This is a genomic window from Micromonospora sp. NBC_01405, assembly GCF_045040155.1.
Taxonomy (GTDB): Bacteria; Actinomycetota; Actinomycetes; order Mycobacteriales; family Micromonosporaceae; genus Micromonospora.
Genome location: NZ_CP109532.1, coordinates 3,866,262 through 3,880,101, shown reverse-complemented (window position 1 = coordinate 3,880,101; position 13,840 = coordinate 3,866,262). Strand labels below are relative to the sequence as shown.

The window sequence follows — 13,840 nt, the reverse complement described above, 5'->3', positions numbered from 1 at the left end:
CGGCCCGTGGGACGGGGCCATGGACAGCGGTGTCGGACGGCCGGCGCGGGAACGCGCGCCCGAGACGAGTGGTCGGGCGTCGTCAGTAGGCCGGACAGATGGCGCTGCGCACGCGGCCGTAGTCGACGTGGCGACGGGCCACGAAGCGACGGACGACAGCGGCAAGCATGCAGCCATGCTCCCACATGCTCAGGGGCCCTACCAACGACAGCGTGGGTGATCCCACATCACGGGCCGCCGATGCGAGCGGAAACCAAGATCGCCCACGATCAGGGAACTTGTCCCCTCCCCGCGCGCCGAGGCAGCTCTTTCCTGGTTCGAGCGGGCCCCTCCCGGCGGGCGGGCCGGGCCCAGCCGGGCCAGGCTCGGGGGCGGCCCGGGAGCGACCCTGACGTGTCCCCCGGGGCGGCCGACGTGTGGAAGGCTCGACGGCGTGGACGAATTGCCCGGAAGAAGGCATTCGCCGGGGTGGTTCGGTGCGGTCTGGGGGTGGCCGGCGCTGGTGACCCTGGCGGTCACCGGCGCGGGGGTGGGCTCCGCCCAGCCGTGGCGGGACGAGTTGGCCACCTGGAGCGCGGCCACCCGCCCGCTGCGCGCCCTGGCCCGGATGGCCGGCGTCATCGACGCGGCCAGCTGGCCGTACTACCTGCTCATGCACGGCTGGGTGGCGGCGGTCGGCGACTCCCCCACGGCGCTGCGACTGCCGTCGGTGCTGGCCGCGGCCGGGACAGCCGGGCTGACCGCCGCCCTCGGGTGCCGGCTGTTCGGCCGGCGGGCGGGGCTGCTGGGCGGGCTGCTGTTCGCGGTCCTGCCCGGCACGTCCCGGTACGCCCAGGAGGCCCGCCCGTACGCGTTCGTCGCCCTCTTCGCCGTGCTGGCGACGCTGCTGCTGACCCGGGCCCTGGACCGGCCGGGGTGGCGTCGCTGGGCCGGGTACGCCGCCGCCGTCGCCGGGCTCGGCCTGGCCCACCTGGTCGCCCTCACCCTGCTCGCCGCCCACGCCGCGACCGCGCCGTACGTCCACCGGGCCGCCGCCCCGCCCCCGGTCGGGGCGCCACGGTCAGCCCCCGCGCGCACCCGTCGACGCCGGCCGCCGTGGGGCTGGCTGGTCGCGGTGCTGGCCGCGCTGGCCGCGCTGACCCCTCTGGTGCTGCTGGCCGTCGGCCAGCGTGGCCGGCAGCTCGACTGGGTCGACCGCGCCCGACCGGCCGACCTGGCCGCCCTGCCGGGCGCGGTGGCCCAGAGCGGCGAGGTGGGTGGGCTGCTGCTGGGGCTCGCCGCACTCGGGGCCGCCCGGTTGGGGCGGCGCGCCCTGCTCCCGGCCGCGTGCGTGGTGCTACCGGTGCTGCTGGTGTTCCTGGCCGGGCTGGCCGGGCCGCTCTGGGTGCCGCGCTACCTGTTCTTCACCGTCCCGTTCGCCTGCGTCCTGGCCGGCGCGGCACTGGGCGCAACGGACCCGGCGGCGAGGTCGGGCCCGGCGGCGCGGACGCCAGGAAGGGGCGGGGTGGCGCTGCCTGCGGCGCTGGGCGTGGTGCTCCTCGCCGGCCTGCTCGGCCTGCCCGACCAGGCCGCGCTGCGGCGCAGCCACGAGTGGCCGCGCGGCGCGCTGGTCGACTACCGGGGCGCGGCCCGGGTCGTCGACGAGGAACGCCGCCCCGGGGACGTGATCGTCTTCTCCCCCCGGGACGGCTGGCTCTTCCTCGATCTTGGCGTCGGTTACCACCTCGGCGACCGGCAGCCCCGGGACGCCCTGGTCGTCCGGGACCGGGACGCGCGCGGGGACTACTGGGCCGACGAGTGCCCGCGCCCGGCCGAGTGCCTGACCGGCGTCGACCGGGTCTGGCTGGTGGTCGCCGGCCGGTGGGCCGATCCGGTCGACGCCGTGTCCGGCGCGGCCGGGGACGCGCTGCGCGACGACTTCACCGTCGAACGGGTCCACCCGCGCCCCGGCCTGACCGTGGCGCTGCTCACCCGGTGACCCGGGAAAGACCCGGTCCACCGCGTCGTGGACCTCCCGAGTCCGTTCGCGGTGACCCCGTGGCCGGCGAGCCGGCCGGTCAGGAGCGGGCCAGGGGGACCACCAGGACCGCCTCGGTGCCACCCTCGGCGCCGTTGCGCAGCTCGATGGTGCCGCGCAGCTCCCCGGTCACCAGCGCCCGGACGATCTGAAGGCCGAGCCGGCCGCCGCGCTCGGCGTCGAACTCGGCCGGCAGACCGCGCCCGTTGTCCGCGACGGTGACGTGCAGTTGCTTGCGGAACCGGTGCGCCGAGACGACCACCAGCGGAGCGGCCACGGGGCCGGGCCCCGTGGCGGCCGGCAGGACGCGGCCCGCCTCGGGCCGAGCGGTCCCGGGCGCCGACGGGGTCCCGGCCAACGGGGCGGGACCGGCCGAAGGGGCCTCCGTGGTCGACGGGAAGCCGTGCTCGACCGCGTTGAGCAGCAGCTCGTTGAGGACCATCACCAGCGAGGTGGCGATCTCGGCGGGCAGCACCCCGAAGCTGCCCCGGCGGCGCATCCCGACGGTCTGCTCGGTCGCCGCGACCTCGGTCGCCGCGCTGGCCACCCGGTCGACGATGCCGTCGAACTCGACCGCCTCGTCGCTGGACATGGAGAGCGTCTCGTGCACCAGGGCGATGGAGGCGACCCGGCGTACCGACTCCTCCAGGGCGACCCGGGCCTCCGGCATCGCGACCCGGCGGGCCTGGAGTCGCAGCAGCGCGGCGACGGTCTGCAGGTTGTTCTTCACCCGGTGGTGGATCTCCCGGATGGTGGCGTCCTTGGTGATCAGGGCGCGGTCGCGGCGGCGTACCTCGGTGATGTCGCGGACCAGGACCAGCGCGCCGATCGGCACCCCGGCGGGCATCAGCGGCAGTGCCCGGGTGAGCATGGTCGCGCCCCGGGCGTCGATCTCCCGCCGGGGCGGCGCCTCGCCGCGCAGCGCGGCCAGGATGGCGTTTCCGGCGTCGGTGCCCTCCAGCGGGTCGCCGGCCAGCCGGCGGTGCAGCTCGGCCAGGTCCTCCCCGCCCAGGTGCGAGGCGTAGCCGAGACGCCGGTACGCGGACTGGGCGTTCGGGCTGGCGTAGGTGACCTTGCCGCCCGCGTCCAGCCGGACCAGGCCGTCGCCGACCCGGGGCGCGGAGGTGGTCTCCCCCGGATGCCGGGGCGGCGGGAACGTGCCGTCGGCGATCATCTGGGCCAGGTCGTCGGCGGTGGTGAGGTAGTTCAGTTCGAGCTGGCTGGGCGTGCGGGCGGTGGAGAGGTTGGTGTCCCGGCCGACCACCGCGATCACCTCGCCGGACTCCCCGTCGGCGGTGCGCAGCCGGACCGGGATCGCCTCGTGCCGGGCCGGCACGTCGCCGTACCAGACCGGGTCGCCCTCCCGCCAGATCCGGCCCTGCACGTACGCGATGTCCAGGTGGGACACCTCCGGCCCGCCGACGATCCGCCCCACCTGGTCGTCCTGGTACGCGGTGGGGGCGGTCGTCGGGCGGACCTGGGCCACGCAGAGGAAGCTGCCCTCGGCATCCACCGGCACCCAGAGCAGCAGGTCGGCGAAGGACAGGTCGGACAGCAGCTGCCAGTCTCCGGCGATCCGGTGCAGGTGGTCGATGTCGGCGGGGCGGAGCTGGGTGTGCTCCTCGGCGAGGTCGCGCAGCGTGGACACGCTGACCAGCCTGCCACGCCGGATCTCACATCGTCGCGGTGACCTTCTTCAGGCCGCGCGGGGCGTCCGGGTTTTCGCCCCGGGCCAGTGCCAGCGCCAGCGCGAGCCGCTGCAACGGCAGGATGTCCAGCAGCGGGGCGTACCGCTCGTCGACCTCGGGGACGGCCATCCGGGTGGCCCCCTCCACCTCGGCGGAGCCGACCACCACCACGTCGGCGCGGCGCTCGCCGAGCCGGGGCAGCACCTCCCCCATGGACCGGCCGCCGGGGCCGGAGCCGACCACGGCCAGCACCGGGACGTCCGGGTCGGTCATGGCGAGCGGGCCGTGCAGCAGGTCCGCGCCGGAGAAGGCGAGCGCCGGCAGGTACGACGTCTCCATCAACTTCAGCGCCGCCTCCCGGGCGGTCGGGTACGCGTACCCCCGGCCGGTGGTGACGAGCTGGGCGGCGAACCGGTAGCGCGGGGCGAGCTGGGTCGGGGTGGTGTCGTCCAGGGTGCGGGCGGCCAGCTCGGGCAGGGCGGCCAGCGCCGACCGCTCCTCGGCGGGTAGCACGCCGTCGCCGGCCCGGATGCCCTCCACGAGCAGCAGCAGGGCGAGCAGCTCGGCGGTGTACGTCTTGGTGGCGGCCACCGCCCGCTCGTGCCCGGCGGCGATGTCGACGCTCAGCTCGGCCACCTCGGCCAGCGGGGAGTCCGGGTTGTTGGTGAGGGCGAGGGTCAGCGCGCCGGAGGCGCGGGCGCTGCGCAGCACCTCGGCCAGGTCGGGTGAGCCGCCGCTCTGGCTGACCCCGACGACGAGCGCGTCGGACAGGTCGGGCCGGGCGCCGAAGAGGGTGACCGCGCTGGGCGAGGCGAGCCCGGCGGGCAGGCCGAGCCGGATCTCGGTCAGGTACGCCGCGTAGAGGGCGGCGTGGTCGGAGGTGCCCCGGGCGGTGAAGACCACGTGCCGGGGGCGGCGCTGGGCGACGGCGGCGGCCACCCGGGCGATCGCCCCGGTGTGCTCGGCGGAGAGCAGCCGCTCGTAGCCGGCCGGCTGCTCGTTGATGTCGGTGGCCATCCCGGCCCCTGCATGTGTCACGGACGCCCCTTTCTCTGCGCGATAGCCGCGCATTTCCTGCTCAGTCTTGCACCCTTCTCCCGCCACCAACAATCTAGCGAGCAGCATTGCGCAGCGGATCACCATGTCACCGCAACATCACCTACGCTTGCCCGGCCCGGCGTCGCACCGGTGGGCGGGGCCCGCCCGCCTCCGGCGAGCGCCCTTCGCGCGGACGAACCCGCCGGCGGGCGAGGCACCTACGAGCGGGAGGCCCACGTGTCCGAGGGAAGGGACGACCCCCCGCTGTCGGCGGAGGAGGAGCTGACCCTGGCCCGGCTCGCGCTGGACGAGGGCGACCTGTCGCACGCCGCCGGGCACGTCGCCGGCGCGCTGACCCGGGCGCCCACCCTGCCCGAGGTGCACGAGACGCTGGCCCGGCTCGCCGCCGCCAGCGGCGGGGGCGTCGACCTGTTCCCGCTGCACCAGCGCGCCTTCGTCGGCGTCGTGGTGGCCCGCGCGCACCTGCTCGCCGCGACCGGGCAGCCCGACGACGGGCTGGAGCTGCTGGCCGCCGCCACCGGGCACGACCCCCACGCCGACTGGGCCGGGGTGCCCTGGGTGACCTCCCCCGAGCTGCCCGAACGGCTCGACCCCGAGCGCATCGCCCGGGTGTTGATGCAGGTCTGCGCCACCGTGGGCGACCCGGTGCCGCGCGCCGACCGGGGGCCGCTGTCGCCGTACCTCGTGCTGGCCCGCAACGCGGTCACCGTCCACCCCGACCACGGCCTGCTGCTCGGCGCGGCGTCCGCGCTGGCCCGGCGCCTCGGCGAGGTCACGCTGGCGATCCACTGGGCCAGCCGGGGGGTACGCGTCCAGCCGTCGAAGCTCGGCGAGGTCTGGCTCGGGTATGCCTACCGCAGCGCCGGTCGGACCCGGGACGCCCTCGCGGCGCTCGGCCGGGCCGTCGAGCACGACCCGACAGATCTCGCCGTGTACGCCGACCTCGCCGGCACGCTGGCCGACAACGGCCGGCTCGACGAGGCCCTGGACTGGATCGACCGGGCCCTGGCCCGGGACCCCACCTTCGACTGCGCCGTGCACACCGCGCACCGGCTGCGCTTCCAGCGCGACGGCGACGTGGCGCACCTGGTGGCGCTCGCCGACTTCGTCCGCGACCACCCCGACGACTCGCACGAACACGGCGACCTCGCCGAGGCCTGCCGCAGCCGGCCCTGGCTCGGGCAGGTCACCCCGGCCGCCGGGGCGGCGGTGGCCGTGCTGCGCCACGCCCTGACCGAGGAGAACCGCGGCCACGGCGCGACCGTACGGTTGGAGACGCTGGAGACGCCGAGCGCCATGCGTACCGTGGCGACGGCCGCGCCCGGGCTGCGGGTCGAGGTGGCCGCGGTCGGCGACCCGGATCCGCGCGAGCCCCGGTGGGCCAGCGACCGGCCGCTGTGGCACTGGGAAGGCACTGTCCCCGCCCCGACGGTGCCGGCGCCCTCGGCCGAGGCCGCGGACCGGATCCGGCAGCTCGCCCACCCGGCCTGGCCGCACCCCCCGGCGGCGTACGACGCGGCGGTCGGCCTGGCCACCCTGGGCCTGACCGACCTGCTCGGGCTGCTGGTGCATCCGCCCACGGCGCCCGCCACCGGGATGGGCCGGGTGCTGGCCGGCCAGGACCCGTCGCTCTGGGTGCGCTGCGTGCAGGTCTGGGCGTGCCTGGGCCTGCTGCACCACCGCACCGACGAGCCGTGGCCGGAGTCCACCCGCCGCCGGGTGCTGGTCGACCTGGTCTGGGGGGTGGAGGACTGGATCACCGAGGCGGCCCTGTTCGCCCTGGTGACCGCCGCCTGGGTGGACCCGCTCGTCCGGACCGACGTGGCCCGGGTGGTGGCCGACCGGCTCGCCGACGCGGCGGCGGTGGCCCGGGAGCGGCCGGTGCCGATCGCGGTGTCACTGGCGTACCTGGCGCTGGCCACCCCGGCCCTCGACGCGGGTACGGCCACGCTGGCCGGGGAGCTGATCTCCGAGCCGGGACCGCGCCGGCCGGGCCCACTGCGCCGGCTCTGGGCCCGGCTCACCCGTTCCCGACGCCGCCCCTGACCGACCCGGCTCACCGCCGGCGACCGCGACCGGCCGCCAGCGGCACGGCCGCGCCGCACCCCGGAGGGTGGGCGCGGCCGGCGGGGCTGGCGGCGGTCAGGCCGTGGGGGCCCGGCCGAGGGCGACCTCCGCCTGCTCCTCCCCGGCGGCCCCGGCGGGCGGGGCGTCGTTGGTCGAACGCAGCGGGACCTCCCGGATGAACCAGGCGAGCACCGGCACCAGGACGGTGAACAGCACCGCCCACCAGAAGACGTGCGAGATCGCGTCGGAGAGGCCACCGAGCACCAGCTCCCGGGCCTGCGCCGGCAGCTCCTTGAGCTTGTCCAGGTCGAGCTGGCCACCCTCGCCGCCCCCGCCGCTGAACGCGGACCCGGCGGACGAGTCGGCGAGCCGGTTGGCGAAGATCGCCCCGAACAGCGAGATGCCGAACGAGCCGCCGATGGAGCGGAAGAAGGTGGCCGCGCCGCTGGCCGCGCCGAGGTCCTTCTGCTCGACGCTGTTCTGCGCGACCAGCATCGAGGTCTGCATGAGGAAGCCCATGCCGACGCCGAGGACGATCATGTAGAGCGAGGACTCCACCTTGCCGGTGCCGACGTCCAGGCGGGTCAGCAGCGCCATGCCGGCGGTCATCACCACGCCGCCGACGATCGGGAACATCCGGTACCGGCCGGTCTTCGTGATCGCCCGGCCGACCGCCAGCGAGACCACCAGCATGCCGAACATCAGCGGGAGCAGCAGCAGGCCGCTGTTGGTGGCCGAGGCGCCCTGGACGGTCTGCTGGTACAGCGGCAGGAAGTTCATCGCGCCGAACATGGCGAAGCCGAGCAGGAAACCGATCGCCGAGATCAGCGCGAAGTTGCGGTTGGCGAAGAGCCTCAGAGGCAGGATCGGCTCGGGGGCGCGCCGCTCGACGAGGCCGAACACGACGAGGGTGACCAGGGCCAGCGCCGCCAGGCCGAGGATCTGCGGGGAGACCCAGTCGTAGGAGTTCCCGCCCCAGGTGGTGATCAACACGATCGCGGTGATGCCGACCGAGAGCAGCCCCGCGCCGAGCCAGTCGATCCGGTGCTCGGTGCGGTACTTCGGCAGGTGCATGGTGGTGGCGAGCAGGACCAGCACGACGCCGCCGAGCGGCAGGTTGACGTAGAACGCCCAGCGCCAGGAGAGGTTGTCCGTGATGAACCCGCCGACCAGCGGGCCGGCGACCATGGCGATGGCCATGATGCCGGCAATCATGCCCTGGTAGCGGCCCCGCTCCCGGGGCGGGATCAGGTCGCCGATGATCGCCATCACGCCGACCATCAGCCCGCCCGCGCCGAGGCCCTGGACCGCCCGGAAGGCGATCAGCTCGACCATGCCGCTGTCCGCCCCGCCGAACAGCCCGGAGCCGGCCATGCCGCACAGCGCCGAGCCGACCAGGAAGATGACCACCGAGGTCAGGAAGACCACCTTGCGGCCGTAGATGTCGCCGAGCTTGCCCCAGATCGGGGTGGAGACCGTGGTGCCCAGCACGTACGAGGTGACCACCCAGGTGAAGTGGTCCACCCCGCCGAACTCGCCAACGATCCGCGGCAGCGCGGTGCTGACGATCATGTTGTCGAGCATCGCGAGCATCATCGCGATCATCAGGCCGAAGAGCACCACCCGGATGTTGGGTCGTCGCTCCACAGTCTGCTGTTGCACCTGAGTCATCAGTAGGCTCCCCGAGGTGTGACTGGCTTACTTGCCGGCCGGTCAGCTTACTAGCCGCACGGTAGGTTGGACAGCAAGATGACGTCAAGCGAATTGGGTGGTTAACCGGTGACAGAGAGCACAGGCGGCACGCGGGAGCGCATCAAGACCGTGGCCCTGGAACTCTTCACCGAACACGGGTACGAGAAGACGTCGCTGCGCGAGATCGCCGAACGACTCAACGTGACCAAGGCCGCGCTCTACTACCACTTCAAGAGCAAGGACGAGATCGTCAGCAGCTTCGCCCACGACCGGCTGGACCGGATGGACGCGCTGATCGCCTGGGCCGAGGGGCGCCCGACCACGCTGGCGACCCGGCGGGAGCTGATCGCCCGGTACGCCGACACGATGTTCGCCACCGAGGAGCACTCGGTGATGCGCTTCTTCGAGCAGAACCAGACCGTGCTGAAGAGCCTCACCGCAGGGCAGCGGATGCGCGACCGGATGATGCGGCTGGCCCTGGCGCTGGCCCGGGGCGACGACTCACCGGGCGCCCAACTACGCGCCGCGCTGGCCCTGTACGCCGTACACAGCAGTTGGTTCGGGATCCGCAGCCCACAGGTCACCGACGCCGAGCGGCGCAAGCTCGCCCTGGAGGTGGCCGACGAGTTGCTCGCCAAGATCGGCGAGGGCTGAGCGCGCAGCCCCGAGCCTGCCGGGCGGACAGTCGCGGATCAACCCCCAGGGGTCGCCACGGGCAGTTCCCGGCGCAGGCCGAGCAGTTCCACCCCGGGCAGCGGGGACCAGTCCCGCTCCGGCGTGCGGACGAAGCCCAGCCGCTCGTAGAGCCTCCGGCCGACCTCGGCGAACCCGTCGCGGACGCAGATCACCACCGCCGAGCAGCCCAGCTCGGCGGCCCGGGACAGGCAGGCCCGCGCCAGCGCCGCACCGGCGCCCCGGCCCTGCGCGGCCGGGTCCACCGCGAGCATCCGGAACTCGGCCTCGCCGGGACCGCAGATCTCGGCGTACCGGGTGCCGGGCAGCACGAACGTGACCGACCCGAGCAGCTCGCCGGTGGCCTCGTCCACGGCTACCAGCACCTCGCCGCTCATCGCCCGGGTCGCCACGTCGGCGAGCGCGACGGCGTAGCCGTTCTCCCCCTTGAGCTGCCCGTCGGCCTCGTAGGCGGCCACGGTCAGCCGGGCCACCGCCGCGAAGTCGGCCGCGGCGGCCCGCCGGACCAGCAGGCCCCTCAACCGATCACCGCGATCAGGTCGCCGTCCTGCACCACATCGCCCTCGTTGACCGCGAGCTTCTCGATGACGCCGTCGGACTCGGCGACAACCGGGATCTCCATCTTCATCGACTCAAGGATCACCAGCGTGTCCCCCTCGGAGACGGCGTCCCCGGCCGACACGACGATCTTCCACACGTTGGCCACCATCTCGGCGCGGATCTCCTCGGCCATGTCGGCCCTCCCTCTCCACCGGCGTCTCTGCGATCGGTATCCAATCATGCTCCGGCCCGCCCCGGGGCCGGAGCGGGCGTGAGCGTGCGACACGCGGCACGCCGAGTCGACGAAACAGGGGGCGGCCCGGGCGGGCGCGGCGCCAGCACCGCCCCGGCGGACCACGGCGGACGCCGCCCGCACTAACATCAGCGGGTCGGCCCACGGGTGCCCGAGGGCCGGTAGCCGACCACCGCCGCGCTCTCGCGCGGGCGGAAGTGACCAGCACCTGAGGAGGTCGACATGGCGAAGAAGTCCCGGAAGAAGAAGGCCCGGAAGAAGAGCAACGCGAACCACGGCAAGCGCCCCAACTCCTGACCGGCGCGGCGGCCTGCCCGCCGACCGTCCAGCGGCCCGGTCCACCCGCGTCGCGGGGGCCGGAGAACGACGGTGGCCAGGGTCGATCGACCCGGGCCACCGTCGTTTCGTTGCGGCGCGTAACCCCGCCGGGTCAGTCCGCCAGCTCGCGCGACTCCCTCGTCTCGAAGACGACCAGCTCGGTGAGGCGGACCCGCAGCCGTTCGCGCAGCTGCTCCGGCGCGGTCTCGTTGCCGCAGCACCGGGCCACCAGCGCCTTCACCTCCTGCTCGAGGCCGTACTCGCGCAGGCAGGGCCCGCACTCGTCGAGGTGGTGCCTGATCAGCAGGCGACGCTCCTCGGCACATTCCAGGTCCAGGTAGAGGTAGACCTCGGCGAGCACCTCACGGCAATCCGTCCTGTGCGGCTTCCCACAGCTCACGTCACACCTCCCGGCCGGCGGCGGCGGTCGAACCCTTGGCCGGCTGCGCGGCGGAGAACCCACGCTCGGCGGCGTACCGTTCGAGCAGCTTGCGCAGATTACGTCGGCCGCGGTGCAACCGCGACATCACCGTGCCGATGGGGGTGCCCATTATGTCGGCCACCTCCTTGTAGGAGAAGCCCTCGACATCGGTGAGGTAGACGGCCATCCGGAACTCCTCCGGCAACTGCTGGAGGGCCTCCTTGACGTCGCTGTCGGGCAGTTTGTCCAGCGCCTCGGTCTCGGCCGAGCGGAGCCCGCTGGAGGTGTGCGACTCGACCGCGGCGAGCTGCCAGTCGGTGATCTCCTCGGTGGGCGCCTGAATCGGCTGGCGCTGCCGCTTGCGGTAGGAGTTGATATAGGTGTTGGTCAGGATCCGATACAGCCAGGCCTTCAGGTTGGTGCCCTGTTCGAACTGGTGGAAGGCCGCATACGCCTTCAGGTACGTCTCCTGGACCAGGTCCTCCGCGTCCGCCGGATTGCGCGTCATGCGCAGCCCGGCGGCGTAGAGCTGATCGACGAAGGGCATCGCGTCCCGCTCGAAGCGGGCCCTGCGTTCGTCCGTCTTCTCGGTGGTCAACCGCACATCCCCTCGCGTCGGATGCTTTCCCGCCGAGGATACGCGCCAGAACCCCGGCGCAGATTCGGTTCCGGCCGGTGTGCTGGTCCTCACCGCCGCCAGCCCGTCCGGCCGCGCCCCGGCGGGCCACTCCGGTGCGTCGAGCAGCCGTCTGAGCTGCCCCGCCTCCCGTTCGTCCCGTTCCCGGCTCCGTGTCTCGGTCGGCACCGGTCACACCCCCCCTGAAGCAGAAATTTCGTCCATGGGAGGTAACGCGGACCGCCGGGCCCGGCATTCCGGCCGATCGGCCCCCGTTCCTGGCCCCGGCCCCGGCGGACGCCGGCGCTGGGACCAGGAAGGGCCTGGGCGGGACGGCGCCGGTCGCCCGGATCGGCACCCGACACCAACGGAGACAACGACGGGTGCCGTGCCCCGGTCACGGCCGCGCCGGCCCCGCCCGCCGCGACCGGGGCGCGGGTCAGGGCGACGCCCAGCCCCGCCCGCGCAGCCAGTCGACCACCACGCCGGCCGTGCCGGCCGGATCGTCGCGCAGGTCGTGCCGCTCGCCGGGGCGGACCACCACCCGGACCAGCGGGCCCGCAGCGGGCACGCCGAAGGGATCACGGTCGCCGTTGACAACCAGCGTCGGCAGCCCGGTGGCCAACTCCGCCGCCCGGGAGCGCTCCGGCCGGCCCGGCGGGTGCAGCGGGAAGGCCAGCGCAAGCACCGCGTCGGCACCGACGGCCACGGCGGTACGGCAGGCCACCCGGGCGCCGCTGGACCGGCCGCCGACCACCAGCGCGGGCCCCGCGGGGTGCCGCCGGCGCACCTCGGCCACGACCGCCGTCCACGCCTCGTCGAGGTGCCCGGCGGGGGCCGGGGCACGCCGGCCGGCGACCCGGTACGGCTGGGTCACCCGGACCACGGCCACCCCGGCGGCCACCGCCGCGTCCCGGACCGCGACCAGGTCGGGCACGTCGACGTCGCCACCCGCCCCGTGCCCGAGCAGCAGCAGGGCGAACGGCGGACCGGCCGGCAGGTCGGTGTCGACCCGGGCCGGCCCGCGTGGTGTCCCGATCTCCTCGTCATGGCGCACGGACCCATTCTGCGGGTCGGCCGAGCGCGGCCCGGGGACCGCCCGGCCCGTACGCCGAGCGCGGCCGTCCTCCCGTCCGGACAGGAGGACGGCCGGCTGGGTCAGCTCAGCGGAACCAGGGTGAGCAGCCGGTCCCGCACCGGAGGGCCGGCCTCGTCGGCCGCACCCGGGTCCGGGTCCACCTCGCCGCGCCAGGCCACCAGCATCGCCCGGCGTTCGCGCGGCGTGGTGCCGCCCCAGACGCCGTGGCAGTCGCCGACATCCAACGCCCAGGCCAGGCAGGGCCCCTGCACATCGCAACTGCGACAGAGGGCCACAGCCGCGTCGGCCGGTTCGTTGGGCGCCGGAAAGAATGTCTCCGGGTCCACGCTCTGGCAGGTCCCTCTGGTTCGCCAGGCTTCGTCCTGTTGCCGTTCACGCAGCGCCCGCAGCAGTCGCGGATCTCGTCGTGCGGCAGCCACCTCATGCGGGCGGGGCATACGCGCCCGTGTCATCCACCCACCTCCCCCGTGGGACCGGCATGATCGATGGACGTCGTTCGCACCGTGCGAATCGTCGTCCACTACCGGCGCTGTGTTGTATCGCACTTTGGGACACGGAGACAAGAGCCTCGCATGAAGAATCCCTAAACAGCGGGCGACGATTCACCGCAACCCTGGCGAATCAGTGCGCGACAATGCGCTTCGCCGGCTGTCAGAAAAGCGTCATGTCCCCGGTCGGCACGGCCTGTGTCGGCACCCTGGCGGTCAGTTCCGGCCCGTCATTGCGCACGTTGCCGACCGCCGGCCCGACCGGCCGGATCTCCAGGCCGGCCAGCCACCCGGCGGCGGGCGGGGCGAGCAGCGCGGCCGGGTCGTCCACGGGGCCCAGCCAGGACGCCCAACGCTCCCGGGGCAGCAGCAGCGGCATCCGCTCGTGCACCTCGGCCAGTTCACCGACGGCTGCGGTGGTCAGCACGCTGAACGTCAGCACCGGCCCGGCCGGGCCCTCCCAGGTCGTCCAGATGCCCGCCAGGGCGAGCACCGAGGCGTCGGCCGGGGTCATGTAGTAGGCCTGCCGGCCGCCCTCCGGCCGCCGGACCCACTCGTACCAGCCATCGGCGGGGACCAGGCAGCGGCGGCGGGCGAACGCGGGCGCGTACGCCCGACTGGTGGCCACCGTCTCGGCCCGCGCATTGATCATCCGGGCCCCCTCGCCCGGCGAGCGCGACCAGGGCGGCAGGAACCCCCAGCGGCCGGCGGACAGGGCACGGTGCCCCTCGGCGGAGAGCCGGACCATCGGCACGGCGGAGGTGGGCGCCACGTTGTGGCTCGACCGGACGCGGTCGTCGGTCTCGTCGTACGACTCGAACAGCCCGCTCAGGTCACCCGCGCTCCGGGTCGTCGCGTACCTCCCGCACATGCGGCACACGCTAACGTC

The 13,840-nt window shown here is 74.4% G+C and carries 14 protein-coding genes; 4 read left to right on the top strand and 10 right to left on the bottom strand.

What is annotated here, in order from left to right; translation table 11 throughout:
- Positions 1–433 precede the first annotated feature (433 nt).
- Entirely contained in the window at positions 434–1,978 is a 1,545-nt protein-coding gene (locus tag OG559_RS16810; RefSeq protein ID WP_405104892.1) for a glycosyltransferase family 39 protein, read from the top strand.
- 79 nt (positions 1,979–2,057) lie between these two features.
- On the opposite strand, the gene OG559_RS16805 is transcribed toward OG559_RS16810, so the two are convergent.
- Both OG559_RS16805 and OG559_RS16800 read right to left on the bottom strand, forming a co-directional pair.
- Positions 2,058–3,665: a histidine kinase N-terminal domain-containing protein gene (locus tag OG559_RS16805; RefSeq protein WP_405104890.1), complete on the bottom strand. Its 1,608-nt coding sequence runs from the start codon at positions 3,663–3,665 to the stop codon at positions 2,058–2,060.
- 25 nt (positions 3,666–3,690) lie between these two features.
- Positions 3,691–4,722, bottom strand: coding sequence for an SIS domain-containing protein (locus tag OG559_RS16800; protein ID WP_396670737.1), 1,032 nt, complete (start codon positions 4,720–4,722; stop codon positions 3,691–3,693).
- A 258-nt stretch (positions 4,723–4,980) separates the two neighbouring features.
- Here OG559_RS16800 and OG559_RS16795 point away from each other — a divergent pair, with 258 nt between their 5' ends.
- Entirely contained in the window at positions 4,981–6,810 is a 1,830-nt protein-coding gene (locus tag OG559_RS16795; protein ID WP_405104888.1) for a tetratricopeptide repeat protein, read from the top strand.
- 96 nt (positions 6,811–6,906) lie between these two features.
- Here the strand turns inward: OG559_RS16795 and OG559_RS16790 are convergent, their stop codons facing one another.
- On the bottom strand, positions 6,907–8,502 hold the full coding sequence (locus tag OG559_RS16790) for an MDR family MFS transporter (protein ID WP_405104886.1): 1,596 nt from the start codon (positions 8,500–8,502) through the stop codon (positions 6,907–6,909).
- A gap of 108 nt (positions 8,503–8,610) precedes the next feature.
- Between OG559_RS16790 and OG559_RS16785 the strand changes: the two genes are divergently transcribed.
- The gene (locus OG559_RS16785) at positions 8,611–9,177 is read left to right on the top strand and encodes a TetR/AcrR family transcriptional regulator (RefSeq protein ID WP_405104884.1); all 567 of its coding nucleotides are present in this window, start codon (positions 8,611–8,613) and stop codon (positions 9,175–9,177) included.
- Positions 9,178–9,215: 38 nt separating this feature from the next.
- Here OG559_RS16785 and OG559_RS16780 read toward each other — a convergent pair whose 3' ends face one another.
- Both OG559_RS16780 and OG559_RS16775 read right to left on the bottom strand, forming a co-directional pair.
- Complete coding sequence (locus OG559_RS16780) at positions 9,216–9,737, bottom strand: GNAT family N-acetyltransferase (protein ID WP_405104882.1); 522 nt, start codon at positions 9,735–9,737, stop codon at positions 9,216–9,218.
- Positions 9,734–9,949, bottom strand: coding sequence for a biotin/lipoyl-binding carrier protein (locus OG559_RS16775; protein ID WP_396670152.1), 216 nt, complete (start codon positions 9,947–9,949; stop codon positions 9,734–9,736). Before OG559_RS16775 ends, OG559_RS16780 begins: the two co-directional genes overlap by 4 nt.
- Positions 9,950–10,231: 282 nt before the next feature.
- Between OG559_RS16775 and OG559_RS16770 the strand changes: the two genes are divergently transcribed.
- Positions 10,232–10,306, top strand: a complete 75-nt coding sequence (locus OG559_RS16770; RefSeq protein WP_386988480.1) for a 50S ribosomal protein bL37 — start codon at positions 10,232–10,234, stop codon at positions 10,304–10,306.
- A gap of 133 nt (positions 10,307–10,439) precedes the next feature.
- On the opposite strand, the gene rsrA is transcribed toward OG559_RS16770, so the two are convergent.
- The 5 genes from rsrA to OG559_RS16745 form a co-directional block, all read right to left on the bottom strand.
- On the bottom strand, positions 10,440–10,727 hold the full coding sequence (gene rsrA, locus OG559_RS16765; protein WP_387015500.1) for a mycothiol system anti-sigma-R factor: 288 nt from the start codon (positions 10,725–10,727) through the stop codon (positions 10,440–10,442).
- 1 nt (position 10,728) lies between these two features.
- The gene (locus tag OG559_RS16760) at positions 10,729–11,553 is read right to left on the bottom strand and encodes a sigma-70 family RNA polymerase sigma factor (protein WP_405104879.1); all 825 of its coding nucleotides are present in this window, start codon (positions 11,551–11,553) and stop codon (positions 10,729–10,731) included.
- 250 nt (positions 11,554–11,803) lie between these two features.
- A complete protein-coding gene (locus tag OG559_RS16755; protein ID WP_405104877.1) occupies positions 11,804–12,421 on the bottom strand; it encodes an alpha/beta family hydrolase in 618 nt (205 codons plus the stop codon).
- Between the two features lie 101 nt (positions 12,422–12,522).
- Positions 12,523–12,915 carry a WhiB family transcriptional regulator gene (locus OG559_RS16750; protein ID WP_405104875.1) on the bottom strand — a complete coding sequence of 131 codons (393 nt, stop codon included), beginning with the start codon at positions 12,913–12,915 and terminating at the stop codon, positions 12,523–12,525.
- Between the two features lie 199 nt (positions 12,916–13,114).
- Positions 13,115–13,822 (bottom strand): SOS response-associated peptidase, encoded by a 708-nt coding sequence (locus tag OG559_RS16745; RefSeq protein ID WP_405104873.1) that lies wholly within the window; start codon positions 13,820–13,822, stop codon positions 13,115–13,117.
- Positions 13,823–13,840 lie beyond the last annotated feature (18 nt).

Excerpts from the sequence above, each read along its gene's own strand:
- OG559_RS16800 (WP_396670737.1), bottom strand. The coding sequence starts at position 4,722 with ATGGCCACCGACATCAACGAGCAGCCGGCCGGCTACGAGCGGCTGCTC.
- OG559_RS16790 (WP_405104886.1), bottom strand. The coding sequence starts at position 8,502 with ATGACTCAGGTGCAACAGCAGACTGTGGAGCGACGACCCAACATCCGG.
- OG559_RS16775 (WP_396670152.1), bottom strand. The coding sequence starts at position 9,949 with ATGGCCGAGGAGATCCGCGCCGAGATGGTGGCCAACGTGTGGAAGATC.
- OG559_RS16750 (WP_405104875.1), bottom strand. The coding sequence starts at position 12,915 with ATGACACGGGCGCGTATGCCCCGCCCGCATGAGGTGGCTGCCGCACGA.
- OG559_RS16745 (WP_405104873.1), bottom strand. The coding sequence starts at position 13,822 with ATGTGCGGGAGGTACGCGACGACCCGGAGCGCGGGTGACCTGAGCGGG.